At 59.5% G+C, this 16,018-nt stretch carries 13 protein-coding genes; 7 read left to right on the top strand and 6 right to left on the bottom strand.

Going from position 1 to position 16,018, the window contains the following annotated elements; all coding sequences use genetic code 11:
- Positions 1–191: 191 nt before the first annotated feature.
- From efeB to efeU, 3 genes are read right to left on the bottom strand one after another with little or no spacing between them, the layout of a single operon-like run.
- A complete protein-coding gene (gene efeB / locus NWP14_RS12655; RefSeq protein WP_331835559.1) occupies positions 192–1,475 on the bottom strand; it encodes an iron uptake transporter deferrochelatase/peroxidase subunit in 1,284 nt (427 codons plus the stop codon).
- Between the two features lie 4 nt (positions 1,476–1,479).
- Positions 1,480–2,607: an iron uptake system protein EfeO gene (gene efeO / locus NWP14_RS12650; protein ID WP_375215408.1), complete on the bottom strand. Its 1,128-nt coding sequence runs from the start codon at positions 2,605–2,607 to the stop codon at positions 1,480–1,482.
- Between the two features lie 50 nt (positions 2,608–2,657).
- On the bottom strand, positions 2,658–3,497 hold the full coding sequence (efeU, locus tag NWP14_RS12645; protein ID WP_095096259.1) for an iron uptake transporter permease EfeU: 840 nt from the start codon (positions 3,495–3,497) through the stop codon (positions 2,658–2,660).
- A 273-nt stretch (positions 3,498–3,770) separates the two neighbouring features.
- Here efeU and NWP14_RS12640 point away from each other — a divergent pair, with 273 nt between their 5' ends.
- A complete protein-coding gene (locus tag NWP14_RS12640; RefSeq protein WP_095096256.1) occupies positions 3,771–4,955 on the top strand; it encodes a NupC/NupG family nucleoside CNT transporter in 1,185 nt (394 codons plus the stop codon).
- Between the two features lie 76 nt (positions 4,956–5,031).
- Here NWP14_RS12640 and NWP14_RS12635 read toward each other — a convergent pair whose 3' ends face one another.
- Both NWP14_RS12635 and putP read right to left on the bottom strand, forming a co-directional pair.
- Complete coding sequence (locus NWP14_RS12635; RefSeq protein WP_095096252.1) at positions 5,032–5,466, bottom strand: DUF3574 domain-containing protein; 435 nt, start codon at positions 5,464–5,466, stop codon at positions 5,032–5,034.
- A 157-nt stretch (positions 5,467–5,623) separates the two neighbouring features.
- Positions 5,624–7,132, bottom strand: a complete 1,509-nt coding sequence (gene putP / locus NWP14_RS12630) for a sodium/proline symporter PutP (protein ID WP_095096248.1) — start codon at positions 7,130–7,132, stop codon at positions 5,624–5,626.
- Positions 7,133–7,614: 482 nt separating this feature from the next.
- Here putP and putA point away from each other — a divergent pair, with 482 nt between their 5' ends.
- Together putA and NWP14_RS12620 are read left to right on the top strand one after the other, a co-directional pair.
- A complete protein-coding gene (gene putA / locus NWP14_RS12625) occupies positions 7,615–11,577 on the top strand; it encodes a trifunctional transcriptional regulator/proline dehydrogenase/L-glutamate gamma-semialdehyde dehydrogenase (protein WP_375215407.1) in 3,963 nt (1,320 codons plus the stop codon).
- Positions 11,578–11,725: 148 nt separating this feature from the next.
- Positions 11,726–12,121 carry a lysozyme inhibitor LprI family protein gene (locus NWP14_RS12620; RefSeq protein ID WP_375215406.1) on the top strand — a complete coding sequence of 132 codons (396 nt, stop codon included), beginning with the start codon at positions 11,726–11,728 and terminating at the stop codon, positions 12,119–12,121.
- On the opposite strand, the gene rutR is transcribed toward NWP14_RS12620, so the two are convergent.
- Positions 12,118–12,756, bottom strand: a complete 639-nt coding sequence (gene rutR / locus NWP14_RS12615) for an HTH-type transcriptional regulator RutR (RefSeq protein ID WP_095096235.1) — start codon at positions 12,754–12,756, stop codon at positions 12,118–12,120. The genes NWP14_RS12620 and rutR overlap by 4 nt on opposite strands.
- Before the next feature lie 285 nt (positions 12,757–13,041).
- On the opposite strand from rutR, the gene rutA reads away from it, so the two are divergent.
- Genes rutA through rutD form a run of 4 tightly spaced genes read left to right on the top strand, consistent with a single transcriptional unit; the run spans position 13,042 to position 16,016 of the window.
- On the top strand, positions 13,042–14,133 hold the full coding sequence (gene rutA / locus NWP14_RS12610) for a pyrimidine utilization protein A (RefSeq protein WP_095098047.1): 1,092 nt from the start codon (positions 13,042–13,044) through the stop codon (positions 14,131–14,133).
- Positions 14,133–14,843, top strand: coding sequence for a pyrimidine utilization protein B (gene rutB, locus NWP14_RS12605; RefSeq protein WP_095096233.1), 711 nt, complete (start codon positions 14,133–14,135; stop codon positions 14,841–14,843). Before rutA ends, rutB begins: the two co-directional genes overlap by 1 nt.
- Positions 14,836–15,231: a pyrimidine utilization protein C gene (gene rutC / locus NWP14_RS12600; RefSeq protein ID WP_095096230.1), complete on the top strand. Its 396-nt coding sequence runs from the start codon at positions 14,836–14,838 to the stop codon at positions 15,229–15,231. Before rutB ends, rutC begins: the two co-directional genes overlap by 8 nt.
- Positions 15,228–16,016 (top strand): pyrimidine utilization protein D, encoded by a 789-nt coding sequence (rutD, locus tag NWP14_RS12595; protein WP_375215405.1) that lies wholly within the window; start codon positions 15,228–15,230, stop codon positions 16,014–16,016. The genes rutC and rutD overlap by 4 nt, the downstream gene beginning before the upstream one ends.
- The last annotated feature ends 2 nt before the right edge of the window (positions 16,017–16,018 follow it).

Raw genomic sequence — 16,018 nt, 5'->3', positions numbered from 1 at the left:
CCGCGTCTGTAATAAGTACATCAAAAATAATTCTTAATGCAACTTATTTTTTACATACAGACAACAAATAATTCTCATCGCAGCTCAGGAGAGTTTCCGACAAATAGATTACAGAAAAATAACACAAGGCAGGAAATACAAAAAAAGAATGGAAAAACAGCAGAAACGCCCTGCCCTTACGGGCAGGAACGTCAGGCTTCAAGCAGGGACTGCGCCAGATAGTGCTGGCTATCGATCACTCCCGGCAGCGCAAAGAAATAGCCGCCGCCGATCGGCTTCACGTACTCCTCCAGCGCTTCGCCGTTGAGGCGCTTTTGCACCGTCAGGAAACCTTTTTCCAGATCGTGCTGATAGCAGACAAACAGCAGCCCCATATCCAGCTGCCCGGAGTTGGTCACCCCCAGCGAATAGCTGTAGCCGCGGCGCATCATCAGGCTCGACTGCGTCTGCGGCGTACGCGGGTTAGCCAGTCGAATATGGCTATCGAGCGCAATGGCATCGCCATTCGGATCCTTAGCGTAATCCGGCACGTCGTGTTCGTGCTGCATACCCAGCGGCGCTCCGCTGTGCTTATCGCGACCGAAAATCGTCTGCTGCTCTTTCAGCGGAGTTCGGTCCCAGAACTCGACGTGGAACTGGATAATACGCGCCGCCTGATAGCTGCCGCCCGTCGCCCACGCCGGTTCTCCCTGTCCGGCGGTAACCCATACCACCTCATCCATCAGCGCGCCGTCGGTGCTGACCGGGTTAGCCGTACCGTCTTTAAAGCCCAGCAGGTTAACCGGCGTCTCCTTGCCTTTGCTCCGCGCGGCGCTATCGGAGATAAAGCCCTCGCGCTTCCAGCGGACGCTCAGCAGATCCGGGGTATGCTTAATCACATCGCGCAGCGCGTGGATCACCGTATCCTGGGTATTGGCGCAAATTTGTAGCAGCAAATCGCCGTGGCAAAGCGCGGCATCCAGCGAATCGTTGGGAAAGCGCGTCATCTTCTGCAGCTTCTTCGGCGCGTGTTCCGCGAGCCCATAGCGCTCGTCAAACAGCGAATGGCCAACCGATACGGTCATCGTCAGGTTATCCGGGGCGATCCACGGCCCGAGAATGCCCGAGTCCATCGGCGGCAGGCGCGGATTCGGCGTGTCCGGCGCCGGCCCGCCTTTGGTCAGGAAGGCAATACGCTGGGTCAGCAGACGGAACAGACGCTCAAGGTCGGCCTTATCGCTGGCCAGCACGTCGAAAGCCACCAGCATCATCGCGGTTTGCTGCGGGGTGAGGATCCCCGCCTGGTGCAGCCCATAAAAGGGCTGCTCCTCCATACGCGCGTTGGGTGATAGCGTTCCCGGCGAGCTGGTGCTTTTGGCCGCATGCGCAACCGGACAGCCGCCGGCAATGGCCAGCGCGCCGCCTAGCGCGCCGATCCCTTTTAATAACCGCCGACGTGAAGGCTCATTCACGTCGAATTGCTTCTGTTCTGCCATCGACTTAGTCCAGACCCAGGATCCCGCGCAGCTGAGCCAGATCTTCCGCCAGGGTGGTGATCGGGCCTTTCAGCGCATTACGATCCGCATCAGTTAGTTTGTCATACGTTTCATAGCCGTCTTTGGTGCGATACTTCGCGAGAATAGCGTCAACTTTCTTGAAGTTAGCGTCAACTTTCGCCAGCAGCGCGGCGTTCTCTTTCTGCAGCTGCGGACGCAGCAGGTCGACAATTTTCTGCGCGCCGTCAACGTTGGCCTGGAAGTCCCACAGGTCGGTGTGGCTGTAGCGATCTTCTTCCCCGCTGATTTTGCTGGCGGCCACTTCTTCAATCAGGCCCGCGGCGCCGCCCACCACTTTAGACGGCGGGAACGCCAGCTCGCTGATGCGTTTTTGCAGCTCCAGCACGTCGGTATTCAGACGGTCGGCGTAGCTCTCCATGCCCTTGGTGCTGTTGTCGCCAAACAGGGCTTTTTCCAGACGGTGGAAGCCGGTGAATTTCGGATCTTCCGCTTTCTTCTCGTAGTCGTCTTCACGGGCATCAATGCTGCCGTCAAGATCGGAGAACAGCTCGGCGATCGGTTCGATACGTTCGTAGTGCTGACGCGTCGGGGCATACAGCGCTTTCGCTTTTTCGATATCGCCCGCTTTCACCGCGTCGGTGAAGGCCTTCGTGCCGGTAACCAGCTGGGCAGTTTCCGCCGTGACGTAGGCTTTATAGGCGGTAATCGCTTCGCCGAGGCTCAGCAGCGCGTCGGCTTTCGCCGCGTCTTTGCTGGCCGCACCGGTGACAATCAGCTTCCCTTTCGGGTTGGTCAACAGGCCGCAGGTCATATCGTATTCGCCCGGCTGCAGGTTAGCCGTCAGCTTTTGCGTAAAGCCCGGCGCAATGTTTTCGCGCTCTTCCACGACCATCACGCCTTTAAGGATCTCCCACTCCAGCGCCTTTTGACTGTGGTTCTGAATGATAAACTGCGTTTTACCCGCTTTCACGGTCACGTTCATCGGTTCACACTGCTTGTCATTAACGGTCACTTTTACCTGCGGAATATCCGCAGCCTGGGCGTAGAAGGCGGAGCTGAACAACGCTGCGACGGCAAGCTGCAGCGCATTACGGCGAAAATGAGTCATCATGATCATCCCTTTCGATAAGTATGTGGTCACTATTTACACCTGCGGGCGCCCTACTTAAGCGGAGCGGTACGCGAGGCTGCTGGATTGCTACGCGGCGGCAGCGCAAACAGCACCAGCGCCGGAATCAAATAGATAAAGTACACCGCCACTTCGCTGACGGTCGGCGCTTCCTGATAGCCGAAGATCCCTTCAAGCAGCGTACCGAACAGGCTGTGCGTCGACAGCACGCCGCTCAGATCGAACGCCACGTCCTGGAAGTGGTTCCACAGCCCGGCCTCGTGAAAGGCGCGAATGGCTCCGGCGGCCAGGCCCGCAGCGACCAGCAGAATGAACAGGCTGGTCCACTTGAAGAACGCGCCGAGGTTGAGGCGGATGCCGCCCCAGTACAGCAGGAAACCGAGTACAATTGCGGTGGCGAGGCCAAGCATCGCGCCCAGCGGGGGCCAGATACCGACATCCTGCTGGAACGCCGCCAGCAGGAAAAATACCGACTCCAGCCCTTCTCGCGCCACGGCAAAAAAGACCATCATCACCAGCGCCCAGCCGTGGTTGTTACCGCGCTGCAGGGCGTTATCCACCGCCTGCTCCAGCTGCTGCTTCACGTTGCGCGACACCTTGCGCATCCAGAACACCATCCAGGTCAGGATACAGACCGCGACCAGCGCCACGATGCCCTCAAACAGCTCCTGTTCACGCTGCGGGAATTCGCCGGTAGTTTCGTTGATAAAGATCCCCAGCCCGAGGCACAGTGCCGCCGCGAGGATGACCCCAATCCACATTACGCCAATCCAGTTTCCACGCTGAGTGCGTTTCAGATAGCTGGCGATCAGGCTGACAATCAGCGCTGCTTCCAGGCCTTCACGTAACATGATGAGAAATGGAACAAACATGCCAACACCCTTAAATGTGAGCCGCGGTCAACGGATGCAAAGATAGGTAAATATTTCTGATAGTGATTATCATTACAATAATCAGAAACACAAGTGAAATGTGTAGAGAATGATGACGAGTTGTAAATTAATCGCTGTTAAATAATTACTTAGGAAAGTATTCGCCTGCGCCAGCGGCGGCGGGCAGGATCGGCGGTTTTTTCGCGGCAGATATTTACCGGGCGTAGCGACTGTGGCTAAATAGCGGCCTTATTTACCTGCGAAAAGAATAATATGACACAGTTTTTACACTTCCTGCTGGCGCTGGTGGTTATCCTCGGCCTTGCCTGGCTTGCCAGCTATGACCGACAAAAAATCCGCATTCGCTATATTATCCAGTTAATTGTTATTGAAATTGCGCTGGCATTCTTTTTTCTCCACGCCGAAAGCGGCCTGTGGGTAGTTAAAAATATCTCCGGCTTTTTCACCTCATTACTCGGTTTTGCCGCTGAGGGCACCAGTTTTGTATTTGGCGGCATGAGTGAAAAAGGCCTGGCCTTTATTTTTCTCGGCGTGCTGTGCCCGATCGTCTTTATCTCGGCGCTGATTGGCATTCTCCAGCACTGGCGCATTCTGCCCATTTTTATTCGCGTCATCGGCACCCTGCTGTCAAAAGTCAACGGCATGGGTAAGCTCGAGTCCTTTAACGCCGTGAGCTCGCTGATCCTCGGGCAGTCGGAAAACTTCATTGCCTATAAAGGCGTGCTCGGCGATCTCTCCTCTCGTCGTCTGTTCACCATGGCCGCCACCGCGATGTCGACGGTGTCGCTGTCGATCGTCGGCGCGTATATGAGCATGCTGGACGCGAAATACGTCGTCGCGGCGCTGATCCTCAATATGTTCAGCACCTTTATTGTGCTGTCAATTATTAACCCGACGCGACCGGGCAGCGAAGAAGAGATTAAGCTGGAGAAGCTGCATGAATCGCAGAGCTTCTTTGAAATGCTCGGCGAATATATTCTGGCTGGCTTCAAAGTGGCGATGATTATTCTGGCGATGCTGATCGGTTTTATTGCCTTAATCAGCGCCATCAACGCCCTCTTCGCCACAGTATTTGGCCTCAGCTTCCAGCAGATTCTGGGCTACGTCTTTTATCCGCTGGCGTGGCTGATTGGTATTCCGCTAAGCGATGCGCTGAACGCCGGGAGTATTATGGCGACCAAGCTGGTAGCCAACGAATTTGTCGCGATGATCGAGCTGCAGAAAATCGCTGCCGGCATGACGCCGCGCGGGCTGGGTATTCTGTCGGTATTCCTGGTCTCTTTTGCTAACTTTGCCTCTATTGGCATTATCGCCGGCGCGATTAAAGGGCTTAATGAGCCGCAGGGGAATACGGTTTCCCGCTTCGGCCTGCGCCTGGTCTACGGCGCGACGCTGGTAAGCCTGCTCTCCGCCAGCTTCGCCGGGCTGGTGCTGTAAGCCAGGCGCACGCTGCGAATATCAGCATTCTGAAGGCGGGGCTATGCCCCGCCTTTTATTTAGAAACAAACGTTATTCAGAAATGGACGCAAACCTGCCGATCGACGCGCATCACTGACTCCTGGGCGAAGCGCGACTTGTAGAGCGTGCGCAGCGCTTCAATCCCCTCTTCGCTCTTCGCATCTTTACCGTGGATCAACATCAGCGCCTTGCTCTGCTCGCGCGCAACGGTACCGTCATTCCCCAGCCACTGGCCGCGGGCGTCAAACACCGTCAAGCCATCGCGAAAGCGCGGGGTGACATCGCGGTCAACAAACCGCTGCCACTCCTCGGCGGTGATATCTTTACCCGCCGGTCGGCTGAGGCCGAAGTACAGCGTGGTTTGCTCCATCGTATTGTCCGCCGGGCAGGCCGCGGCAGCCGGCGCTGAGACGGTCGTTTTGCTCGGCGCCACGCAGCCGCCAAGCAGCCCTGCCAGAACCAACGCCATCGCACCCTGTCTGAAAGTCATATTGCTATCCTCATTGTTATTTGTGCTGAGATATCAGCGTATTTTCAGAGAATTAGCAAGAGGGTTCCTGCCCGCATCGGCACTGGCTGAGGCGGGTCGGCGGCGGTAAGGCGCACAAAAAAGCCCGCCAGAGGCGGGCTTTAGCAGGAGGGAAAGGTTACTCTGCGGTCGCAGGTACCGGCGGCGCGGAGTGATAGTGCGCGTCGGCCTCGGCAAAACGCTGCTGCATCGTTGCCGAAGGCGCTTTGCCCAGCAGGCTGAAGACCACGATCCCGAGGCTGCCAAAGATAAAGCCAGGGATAATTTCGTACAGTTCCACCCAGCCAAACTGTTTCCAGCCGATGACGGTCAGCGCGCCGATAACCATTCCGGCCAGCGCGCCGTTGCGCGTCATGCGTGACCACATCACCGAGAACAGCACTACCGGACCGAAGGCGGCGCCGAATCCCGCCCAGGCATAGCTCACCAGGCCCAGCACGCGGTTATCCGGATTTGCCGCCAGCGCGATGGCAATCAGCGCCACCACCAGCACCATCATCCGACCAACCCACACCAGCTCGGTCTGGCCGGCGTTCTTACGCAGAAATGCCTTATACAAATCCTCGGTAATCGCGCTGGAGCAGACCAGCAGCTGGCAGCTCAGGGTTGACATCACCGCGGCCAGAATCGCCGACAGCAGGATCCCGGCAATCCACGGGTTAAACAGGATTTGCGCCAGTTCAATAAAGACGCGCTCGGAGTTCTGATTTACCGCCCCAGCCAGCGCCGGGTTGTTGTTAAACCACGCGATGCCGAAGAAGCCAACCGCCACGGCACCCGCCAGGCAGAAGATCATCCAGGTCATGCTGATACGGCGAGCGTGCACGATGCTGTGATGGGAGTCCGCCGCCATAAAGCGTGCCAGAATATGCGGTTGACCAAAGTAGCCAAGGCCCCAGCCCATCAGCGAGATAATGGCGACGAAATTAAGCCCTTTCAGCATATCAACGTTCTCAATGCTCTTTTGCTTAATCACCTCCAGCGAATCGCCGAAACCGCCGACGGAAATAATCACCATTACCGGCGTCAGGATCAGCGCGAAGATCATCAGGCTGGCCTGTACGGTATCGGTCCAGCTTACCGCGAGGAACCCTCCGACGAAGGTATAAATAATCGTCGCGGCGGCTCCGGCCCACAGCGCCGTTTCGTAGCTCATGCCAAAAGTGCTTTCAAACAGACGCGCGCCGGCAACAATGCCGGAGGCGCAATAAATAGTGAAGAACAGCAAAATAACCAGCGCGGAGATAATACGCAGCACCCGGCTTTTATCTTCAAAACGGCCGGTGAAATAGTCCGGCAGGGTCAGCGCGTTATTATTCACCTCGGTATGAACGCGCAGGCGACCGGCCACCAGCTTCCAGTTAATCCACGCCCCCAGCGTCAGGCCGATGGCAATCCAGCTCTCGGAAATGCCGGAAAGGAATATTGCCCCCGGCAGCCCCATCAGCAGCCATCCGCTCATATCCGAGGCCCCGGCAGACAGCGCGGTCACGAATGGACCGAGGCTCCGCCCGCCCAGAATATAATCATCGAAGTTCTTCGTCGATCGCCAGGCAATAAACCCGATCAGTACCATGCCAAATATATAAACCGTAAAAGTCACCAACATCGGGGTGCTAATAGCCATGCAAATCTCCAGAATTTTTTTGTCGACAGCGTCCAGATTTGTCGTTTATTCCACTACCGGAACGGGGTAATGGCACAATGGTTGTATTGGGCGACCGTATCCTGACGGAAGCTGCGTTTTTTCACAAACGATTTAACACAGCATTTACACTAATTCCGCCAATGACCAAACTTCATTTTGTTATAGGTTGCACTTCCTCACGTTTTTATTGGTTGCACCTGGTAAAACTGTTAACTGACGCAGATAAATACGCCATTAAATAAAGGTTAAATTGTCGCTAATCCCGCCATTAAATTTAACAACAAAGGCATTTTTCAGCCTGGTCCACAAGTTGTGATTAACAAGGTTGCACAAAGTTGCAACATAGTAGATATTCCTACGCAACCGCATAACCGCACAGAAGCTCAATACGCCGAATCATGCCGCCGCCAGGCGGGCCGGGTAATGGCTGAAGCGAATGACCAATAACAGGAGTTCATGACATGGGCACCACCACCATGGGCGTTAAACTTGACGAAGCCACGCGCGAACGCATCAAGTCCGCCGCCAGCCGTATCGACCGCACGCCGCACTGGCTGATCAAGCAGGCGATTTTCAACTATCTGGAAAAGCTGGAGAATGACGAATCGCTGCCAGAGCTTCCGGCGCTGCTCTCCGGCGCGGCCAACGAAAGCGACGAATCGGGTCCTTTGACCGAGGAGCCGTACCAGCCGTTCCTTGAATTTGCCGAGCAGATCCTGCCCCAGTCGGTGGCGCGGGCGGACATTACCGCAGCGTATCGCCGCGCCGAAACCGACGCCGTACCGATGCTCCTCGAACAGGCCCGCCTGCCGCAGCCGCTGAACGAACAGGCGCATAAGCTGGCCTGGAAGCTGGCGGAAAAGTTACGCAATCAAAAAACCGCCAGCGGGCGCGCCGGAATGGTGCAGAGCCTGCTGCAGGAGTTTTCCCTCTCCTCACAGGAGGGCGTGGCGCTGATGTGCCTCGCGGAGGCGCTGCTGCGTATTCCGGATAAAGCCACCCGCGACGCCCTTATTCGCGACAAGATCAGCAACGGTAACTGGCAGTCGCATATCGGCCGCAGCCCGTCGCTGTTCGTAAACGCCGCCACCTGGGGGCTGCTGTTTACCGGCAAACTGGTCTCCACCCACAATGAAACCAGCCTGTCGCGCTCGCTGAACCGAATCATTGGTAAAAGCGGCGAGCCGCTGATTCGCAAAGGCGTCGATATGGCGATGCGCCTGATGGGCGAGCAGTTCGTCACCGGCGAAACCATCGCCGAAGCGCTGGCCAACGCCCGCAAGCTCGAAGAGAAGGGCTTCCGCTACTCCTACGATATGCTCGGGGAAGCGGCGCTGACCGCCGCCGACGCCCAGGCCTATATGGTCTCCTACCAGCAGGCTATCCACGCTATCGGTAAAGCCTCCAACGGCCGCGGCATCTATGAGGGCCCGGGGATCTCCATCAAGCTCTCCGCCCTGCACCCGCGCTACAGCCGCGCGCAGTACGATCGGGTCATGGAAGAGCTCTATCCGCGCCTGAAGTCGCTAACCCTGCTGGCGCGCCAGTACGATATCGGCATTAATATCGACGCCGAAGAGGCCGATCGCCTGGAGATCTCTCTCGACCTGCTGGAGAAGCTGTGCTTTGAGCCGGAGCTGGCGGGCTGGAACGGGATCGGCTTCGTTATTCAGGCCTATCAGAAGCGCTGTCCGTTCGTGATTGACTCGCTGATCGATCTCGCCACCCGCAGCCGCCGTCGTCTGATGATCCGCCTGGTCAAGGGTGCCTACTGGGATAGCGAAATCAAGCGCGCGCAGATGGACGGCCTGGAAGGCTATCCGGTTTATACCCGCAAGGTTTACACCGACGTCTCCTATCTCGCCTGCGCGAAAAAGCTGCTGACGGTACCGAGCCTGATTTACCCTCAGTTCGCCACCCATAACGCCCATACCCTGGCGGCTATTTACCAGCTGGCGGGGCAAAACTATTATCCGGGTCAGTACGAGTTCCAGTGCCTGCACGGCATGGGCGAGCCGCTGTATGAGCAGGTGGTAGGCAAAGTGGCCGACGGTAAGCTTAACCGCCCGTGCCGAATCTATGCCCCGGTCGGCACCCACGAAACCCTGCTGGCCTACCTGGTACGCCGCCTGCTGGAGAACGGCGCCAACACCTCCTTCGTCAACCGCATCGCCGATACCAGCCTGCCGCTTGACGAGCTGGTCGCCGACCCGGTCAGCGCGGTCGAGAAGCTGGCACAGCAGGAAGGCCAGGCCGGCCTGCCGCATCCGAAAATTCCGCTGCCGCGCGATCTCTATGGTCAGGGCCGCAGCAACTCGGCGGGACTGGATCTGGCGAACGAACACCGCCTCGCCTCCCTCTCCTCCTCTTTACTCAACAGCGCCCTGCATAAGTGGCAGGCTCTGCCGATGCTGGAGCATCCGGTCGTCGAAGGCGAGCTGCAGGCGATCGTCAACCCTGCGGAACCGAAAGATATCGTCGGCCACGGACGCGAAGCCAGCGACGAAGAGGTACAGCAGGCGCTGACCAGCGCGGTCAACTGCGCGCCGATCTGGTTCGCCACGCCGCCGCAGGAGCGCGCGGCAATCCTCGAACGCGCGGCGATCTTAATGGAAGGCCAAACGCAAACGCTTATCGGGATTCTGGTACGCGAAGCGGGTAAAACCTTCAGCAACGCCATCGCCGAAGTTCGTGAAGCGGTCGATTTCCTGAACTACTACGCCGGTCAGGTTCGCGACGACTTTGATAATGAAACCCACCGTCCGCTGGGGCCGGTGGTGTGCATCAGCCCGTGGAACTTCCCGCTGGCGATCTTCACCGGCCAGATTGCCGCCGCGCTGGCCGCAGGCAACAGCGTGCTGGCGAAACCCGCCGAGCAGACGCCGCTGATCGCCGCTCAGGGCGTGGCGATTCTGCTGGAGGCCGGCGTCCCGCCGGGCGTTATCCAGCTGCTGCCGGGCCGCGGGGAAACCGTCGGCGCCGCGCTCACCGGCGACCAGCGCGTGCGTGGGGTGATGTTTACCGGCTCAACCGAGGTCGCGACTTTACTGCAGCGCAATATCGCCAGCCGCCTTGACGCCCAGGGGCGTCCGACGCCGCTGATTGCCGAAACCGGCGGCATGAACGCCATGATTGTCGACTCTTCCGCGCTTACCGAGCAGGTGGTGGTTGACGTGCTGGCTTCCGCATTCGATAGCGCCGGCCAGCGCTGCTCCGCGCTGCGGGTGCTCTGTCTGCAGGAGGAGATCGCCGACCATACGCTGACCATGCTGCGTGGCGCAATGGGCGAATGCCGGATGGGCAACCCGGGCCGCCTGACCACCGATATCGGCCCGGTGATTGATGCCGAAGCCAAAGAGAATATCGAGCGGCATATTCAGACGCTGCGCGCCAAGGGCCGCAACGTCTTCCAGGCGGTGCGCGAGAACAGCGACGACGCGCGCGAATGGCAGAGCGGAACCTTCGTTCCGCCGACGCTTATCGAACTCGACAGCTTTGACGAACTGAAAAAAGAGGTCTTTGGCCCGGTCCTGCACGTGGTGCGCTATAACCGCAACGCGCTGGATCGGCTGGTTGAGCAGATCAACGCTTCCGGCTATGGCCTGACGCTCGGGGTCCATACCCGCATCGACGAAACCATCGCCCAGGTCACCGGCAGCGCAAAAGTCGGCAACCTGTACGTCAACCGAAATATGGTGGGCGCGGTGGTTGGCGTCCAGCCGTTCGGCGGCGAAGGCCTGTCGGGAACCGGCCCGAAAGCGGGCGGCCCGCTGTATCTGTACCGCCTGCTCTCAAGCCGTCCGCAGAACGCCGTCGGCGCAACCCTCGCCCGCCAGGACGCTGAACGTCCGCTGGACGCCCAGCTGAAAACCCTGCTGGAAAAACCGCTGGTCGCGCTACAGCAGTGGGCCGCAGGCCGGCCGGAGCTGCAGGCGCTGTGCCAGCAGTATAGCGAACAGGCGCAGGCCGGCACCCAGCGTCTGCTGCCGGGGCCGACCGGGGAGCGCAACACCCTGACCTTCATTCCCCGCGATCGCGTGCTGTGCGTGGCGGATAATGAACAGGATGCGCTGACCCAGCTGGCGGCGGTCGCCGCCGTCGGCTGCGAGATCCTGTGGCCGGATAACGCCCTGCATCGCGAACTGGCGAAGAAGCTGCCGCGCGAAGTCAGCGAGCGCATCCACTTCGCCAAAGAGACCGATCTGACCGCCCAGGCCTTCGACGCGGTGATTTACCACGGCGATTCCGATCAGCTGCGCGAGCTGTGCGAACAGGTGGCAGCGCGGGACGGGGCGATCGTTTCGGTACAGGGATTCGCCCGCGGCGAAACCAACCTGCTGCTGGAGCGCCTCTATATCGAGCGCTCGCTCAGCGTCAATACCGCCGCGGCGGGCGGCAACGCCAGCCTGATGACCATCGGCTAAGGCCGATCCCCGAGGCGGCGTCCGGCAGCGGTTCGGGCAAAACCGTAGCCCGCCGCCGGGGGATCGCGGACCGGATGACAGCAGGCCAAAGCTGTGGTTAATTAAGGCTCCCGGACGGGGGCCTTTTTTTATGTATGGGAGTGGAACAATGAAACGCACTTTACTCGCGCTTGTCGCCCTGCTGGCAAGCGGGCAGGCGCTGGCGGACGAATGCGCTAACGCCAACAATCAAATGGAGATGAACCAGTGCACGGCGGCGCAGTATCAGGCGGCCGATGGCAAGCTCAACCAGACCTATCAGCAGGCGCTGAAACGTGCCTCAGGCAACCAGCTGATGCTGCTGAAAAAATCCCAGCTGGCGTGGATCGCGCTGCGCGATGCCGACTGCGCGTTTTTGGCCTCCGGAGCCGAAGGCGGCACCATCCAGCCGACGCTGATCAACCAGTGCATGGCGGACAAAACCGTGGAGCGCGAATCGTACCTCTCTTCGCTGCTGCAGTGCGAAGATGGCGATCAGAGCTGCCCGCTGCCGCCGGCCAACTAGCGCACCCGGATCCCTTCAACAATCATCCGCTGAACGTTTTCCACGGTTTGCTGAAAGAACGCTTCATCACGTAGCGTTGCGCCGGTCACCGCCTCAATCTGGGTGGCAAAATCGGCGTAATGCTGCGTGGTGGCCCAGATCATAAAGATCAGGTGCTGGGGATCGACCGGCGCCAGCTTGCCGCTTTCGACCCAGCCGGAAACGATCGCCGACTTTTCATCCACCAGCGCTTTCAGATCGCCGGTCAGCTCTCCCATCAGCAGCGGCGCACCCTGCAGCATCTCCAGGCAGAACAGTTTGGACGCCTGCGGATGGTCGCGGGAGACTTCCAGCTTCAGGCGGATGTACTCGCGGATCGCCACCAGCGGGCTGATATCTTCGCGAAAGGCCTTCAGCGGCGCCAGCCAGATGGTGAGGATCTGCTGCAAAACGGCAACGTACAGCGCCTCTTTCGACGGATAGTAGTAGAGCAAATTGGTTTTCGAGACCCCGGACAGCTCCGCAACCTGCTCAAGCCGCGTGCCGTGAATGCCAAATTGCGAAAACGCGTCCAGCGCGGCGGCGAGGATAGCCTCTTTTTTTGCGCTCACCGCCAGCGAACGCTTGCCGTTTTTTTTCTCGGCGCCCTGTGCCATTCGTTATCTCCTTCTTTCACCGCCATCAGCATAGCAAAAGCCCATCGCCGACACGACCTTCTGCACCCCAATTGCGCATGACTGCCGTTTTTTCGTGCACTGATTTTGACCATTTAGTCTACTTTTCTCGACATCACATCCGGCAACCATTAAGCAACACATTAATAACATTGGCTTTTGTAAAACTGGCATCACCTTTGCTTTAGCCTGTTAGCGAGGTGGCTCAGGGAGATGCAGGATGCAGCGCCGCACGCCTTCTTGTTTAACGACCGCATTGAGGTGCATATGAAAATTGGTGTCTTCGTTCCGATTGGCAATAACGGCTGGCTGATTTCCACCCATGCCCCGCAGTACATGCCGACGTTTGAGCTGAATAAAGCGATTGTGCAGAAAGCCGAGCATTACAACTTTGACTTCGCGCTGTCGATGATCAAGCTGCGCGGTTTTGGCGGCAAAACCGAATTCTGGGATCACAATCTCGAATCCTTCACCCTGATGGCGGGTCTGGCGGCGGTGACGTCGCGGATCCAGATCTACGCCACCGCCGCCACCCTGACCCTGCCTCCGGCCATCGTCGCCCGGATGGCCTCCACCATCGACTCGATTTCCGGCGGCCGCTTCGGCGTCAACCTGGTTACCGGCTGGCAAAAACCAGAATACGAGCAGATGGGGATCTGGCCTGGGGATGACTATTTCGCCAGCCGCTACGACTATCTCAGCGAATATGTCCAGGTGCTGCGCGACCTGTGGGGCACCGGGCAGAGCGACTTTAAGGGCGACTACTTCACGATGAACGACTGCCGCGTCAGCCCGCAGCCGTCGCAGCCGATGAAGGTTATCTGCGCCGGGCAAAGCGATGCCGGTATGGCCTTCTCCGCCCAGTACGCCGACTACAACTTCTGCTTCGGCAAAGGGGTCAACACTCCGGCCGCCTTCGCCCCGACCGCCGCGCGCATGATGCAGGCGGCGGAAAAAACCGGTCGCGACGTCGGCTCGTACGTGCTGTTTATGGTTATCGCCGACGAAACGGATGAAGCCGCGCGCGCGAAATGGGAGCACTACAAAGCCGGCGCCGACGAAGACGCGCTGGCGTGGCTGACCGAGCAGAGCCAGAAGGATACCCGCTCCGGTAGCGATACCAACGTCCGCCAGATGGCCGACCCCACCTCAGCGGTCAATATCAACATGGGCACCCTCGTCGGCTCTTACGCCAGCGTCGCCCGCATGCTCGATGAAGTCGCCGCGGTCCCCGGCACCGACGGCGTGCTGCTGACCTTTGATGATTTCCTCTCCGGAATTGACGCCTTCGGCGAGCGCATTCAGCCGCTGATGCGCTGCCGCGACCACATTGCCACCGCTACTCGCGAGGTTGCCTGATGATTACCCTTCCCGCTCGCCCGGAATCCTTGACCTTCGCGGCGCAAAACAGCGCGCTGATCGTGGTTGATATGCAAAACGCCTATGCAAGCCAGGGCGGCTATCTCGATCTGGCCGGTTTTGACGTCTCCGCCACCCGGCCGGTTATCGACAACATCAACACCGCCGTCGCCGCCGCCCGCGCCGCCGGGATGCTGATTATCTGGTTTCAGAACGGCTGGGACGACCAGTACATGGAGGCCGGCGGCCCCGGCTCGCCCAATTACCATAAATCCAACGCCCTGAAGACCATGCGCCGCCGTCCCGAGCTGCAGGGCAAGCTGCTGGCTAAAGGCGGCTGGGACTACCAGCTGGTCGATGAGCTTAAGCCGCAGCCGGGCGACGTGGTGCTGCCGAAACCGCGCTACAGCGGCTTCTACAACACCCAGCTGGACAGCATTTTGCGCAGCCGCGGCGTTCGCCACCTGGTGTTCACCGGCATCGCCACCAACGTCTGCGTGGAGTCCACCCTGCGCGACGGCTTCTTCCTCGAATATTTCGGCATCGTGCTGGAAGACGCTACCCATCAGGCCGGACCGGCCTTCGCTCAGCAGGCGGCGTTGTTCAATATTGAGACCTTCTTTGGCTGGGTCAGCGACGTCGCCAGCTTCTGCGATGCCCTGCAGCCCGCCAGCCCCATCCCGTTCCCGGAGGAGAAACGTTATGCCTAAACAGGTCATTATTCCACCCGGCACCACCACGCCGATCGCCCCTTTCGTACCCGGCACGCTGGCCGATGGCGTAGTGTACGTCTCCGGTACGCTGCCGTTCGATAAGCAAAACAACGTGGTCCACATCGGCGACCCAAAGGCGCAAACCCGTCACGTTCTGGAGACCATCCGCAGCGTTATCGAAACGGCGGGGGGCAGTATGGAGGATGTGACCTTCAACAGCATTTTTATCACCGACTGGAAAAACTACGCCGCGATTAACGAAGTCTACGCCGAGTTTTTCCCCGGCGATAAGCCGGCGCGGTTCTGCATTCAATGCGGTTTGGTGAAGCCCGAGGCGCTGGTGGAGATCGCCACGGTGGCGCATATCGGGAAACCTGCGCCATGAAGCTGAATATCGCCCCTGCGCCTTACGAGGGCGCCCCGGTTGTGGTGCTGAGCGCCGGGCTGGGCGGCGCGGGCAGCTACTGGACCGCGCAGCGCGCGCCGCTGGCAGCGCGATACCAGCTGGTGACCTATGACCAGAACGGCACCGGCGAAAACGCCGGCCCGCTGCCCGCCGCCTACAGCATGACGACTATGGCCCAGGAGCTGTGGCAGGCGCTGGAGAAGGCCGGAATTACGCGCTTCGCGCTGGTGGGCCATGCGCTGGGAGGATTGATCGGCCTGCAGCTGGCGCTGGACAAACCCCGGGCGGTCAGCGCGCTGGTGCTGGTCAACGCCTGGCTGACGCTATCGACCCACACCCGCCGCTGCTTCCAGGTGCGCGAGCGCCTGCTGCATACCGGCGGCGCCCAGGCGTGGGTGGAAGCGCAGCCGCTGTTCCTCTATCCGGCGGAGTGGATGGCCGCGCGCGCGCCGCGGCTGGAGGCGGAGGATGCCCTCGCGCTCAGCCATTTTCAGGGTAAGGACAATCTGCTGAAGCGGCTACAGGCGCTGAAGCAGGCTGACTTCTCCCGGCAGGCCGCGGCGGTGACCTGTCCGACCCTGATGATCAGCGCCCATGACGATCTGCTGGTGCCCGCCTCCTGCTCGCGCTCGCTGCAGGCCGCAATCCCCGGCAGTCAGCTGGTGGAGATGGCCTGGGGAGGCCATGCTTGTAACGTCACCGATACCGAGACCTTCAACCCCATTTTATGCGACGGGCTTGCCGCGATGCTGCCCGCCGGCTAGGA

Source organism: Klebsiella sp. C349492, assembly GCF_042055345.1.
Taxonomy (GTDB): domain Bacteria; phylum Pseudomonadota; class Gammaproteobacteria; order Enterobacterales; family Enterobacteriaceae; genus Klebsiella; species Klebsiella scottii.
This window is presented reverse-complemented; position numbering and strand designations above follow the sequence as displayed.

Excerpts from the sequence above, each read along its gene's own strand:
- efeB (WP_331835559.1), bottom strand. The coding sequence starts at position 1,475 with ATGGCAGAACAGAAGCAATTCGACGTGAATGAGCCTTCACGTCGGCGG.
- rutC (WP_095096230.1), top strand. The coding sequence starts at position 14,836 with ATGCCTAAACAGGTCATTATTCCACCCGGCACCACCACGCCGATCGCC.
- rutB (WP_095096233.1), top strand. The coding sequence starts at position 14,133 with ATGATTACCCTTCCCGCTCGCCCGGAATCCTTGACCTTCGCGGCGCAA.
- putA (WP_375215407.1), top strand. The coding sequence starts at position 7,615 with ATGGGCACCACCACCATGGGCGTTAAACTTGACGAAGCCACGCGCGAA.
- NWP14_RS12620 (WP_375215406.1), top strand. The coding sequence starts at position 11,726 with ATGAAACGCACTTTACTCGCGCTTGTCGCCCTGCTGGCAAGCGGGCAG.
- efeO (WP_375215408.1), bottom strand. The coding sequence starts at position 2,607 with ATGATGACTCATTTTCGCCGTAATGCGCTGCAGCTTGCCGTCGCAGCG.
- NWP14_RS12635 (WP_095096252.1), bottom strand. The coding sequence starts at position 5,466 with ATGACTTTCAGACAGGGTGCGATGGCGTTGGTTCTGGCAGGGCTGCTT.
- NWP14_RS12640 (WP_095096256.1), top strand. The coding sequence starts at position 3,771 with ATGACACAGTTTTTACACTTCCTGCTGGCGCTGGTGGTTATCCTCGGC.
- putP (WP_095096248.1), bottom strand. The coding sequence starts at position 7,132 with ATGGCTATTAGCACCCCGATGTTGGTGACTTTTACGGTTTATATATTT.
- efeU (WP_095096259.1), bottom strand. The coding sequence starts at position 3,497 with ATGTTTGTTCCATTTCTCATCATGTTACGTGAAGGCCTGGAAGCAGCG.
- rutD (WP_375215405.1), top strand. The coding sequence starts at position 15,228 with ATGAAGCTGAATATCGCCCCTGCGCCTTACGAGGGCGCCCCGGTTGTG.
- rutR (WP_095096235.1), bottom strand. The coding sequence starts at position 12,756 with ATGGCACAGGGCGCCGAGAAAAAAAACGGCAAGCGTTCGCTGGCGGTG.
- rutA (WP_095098047.1), top strand. The coding sequence starts at position 13,042 with ATGAAAATTGGTGTCTTCGTTCCGATTGGCAATAACGGCTGGCTGATT.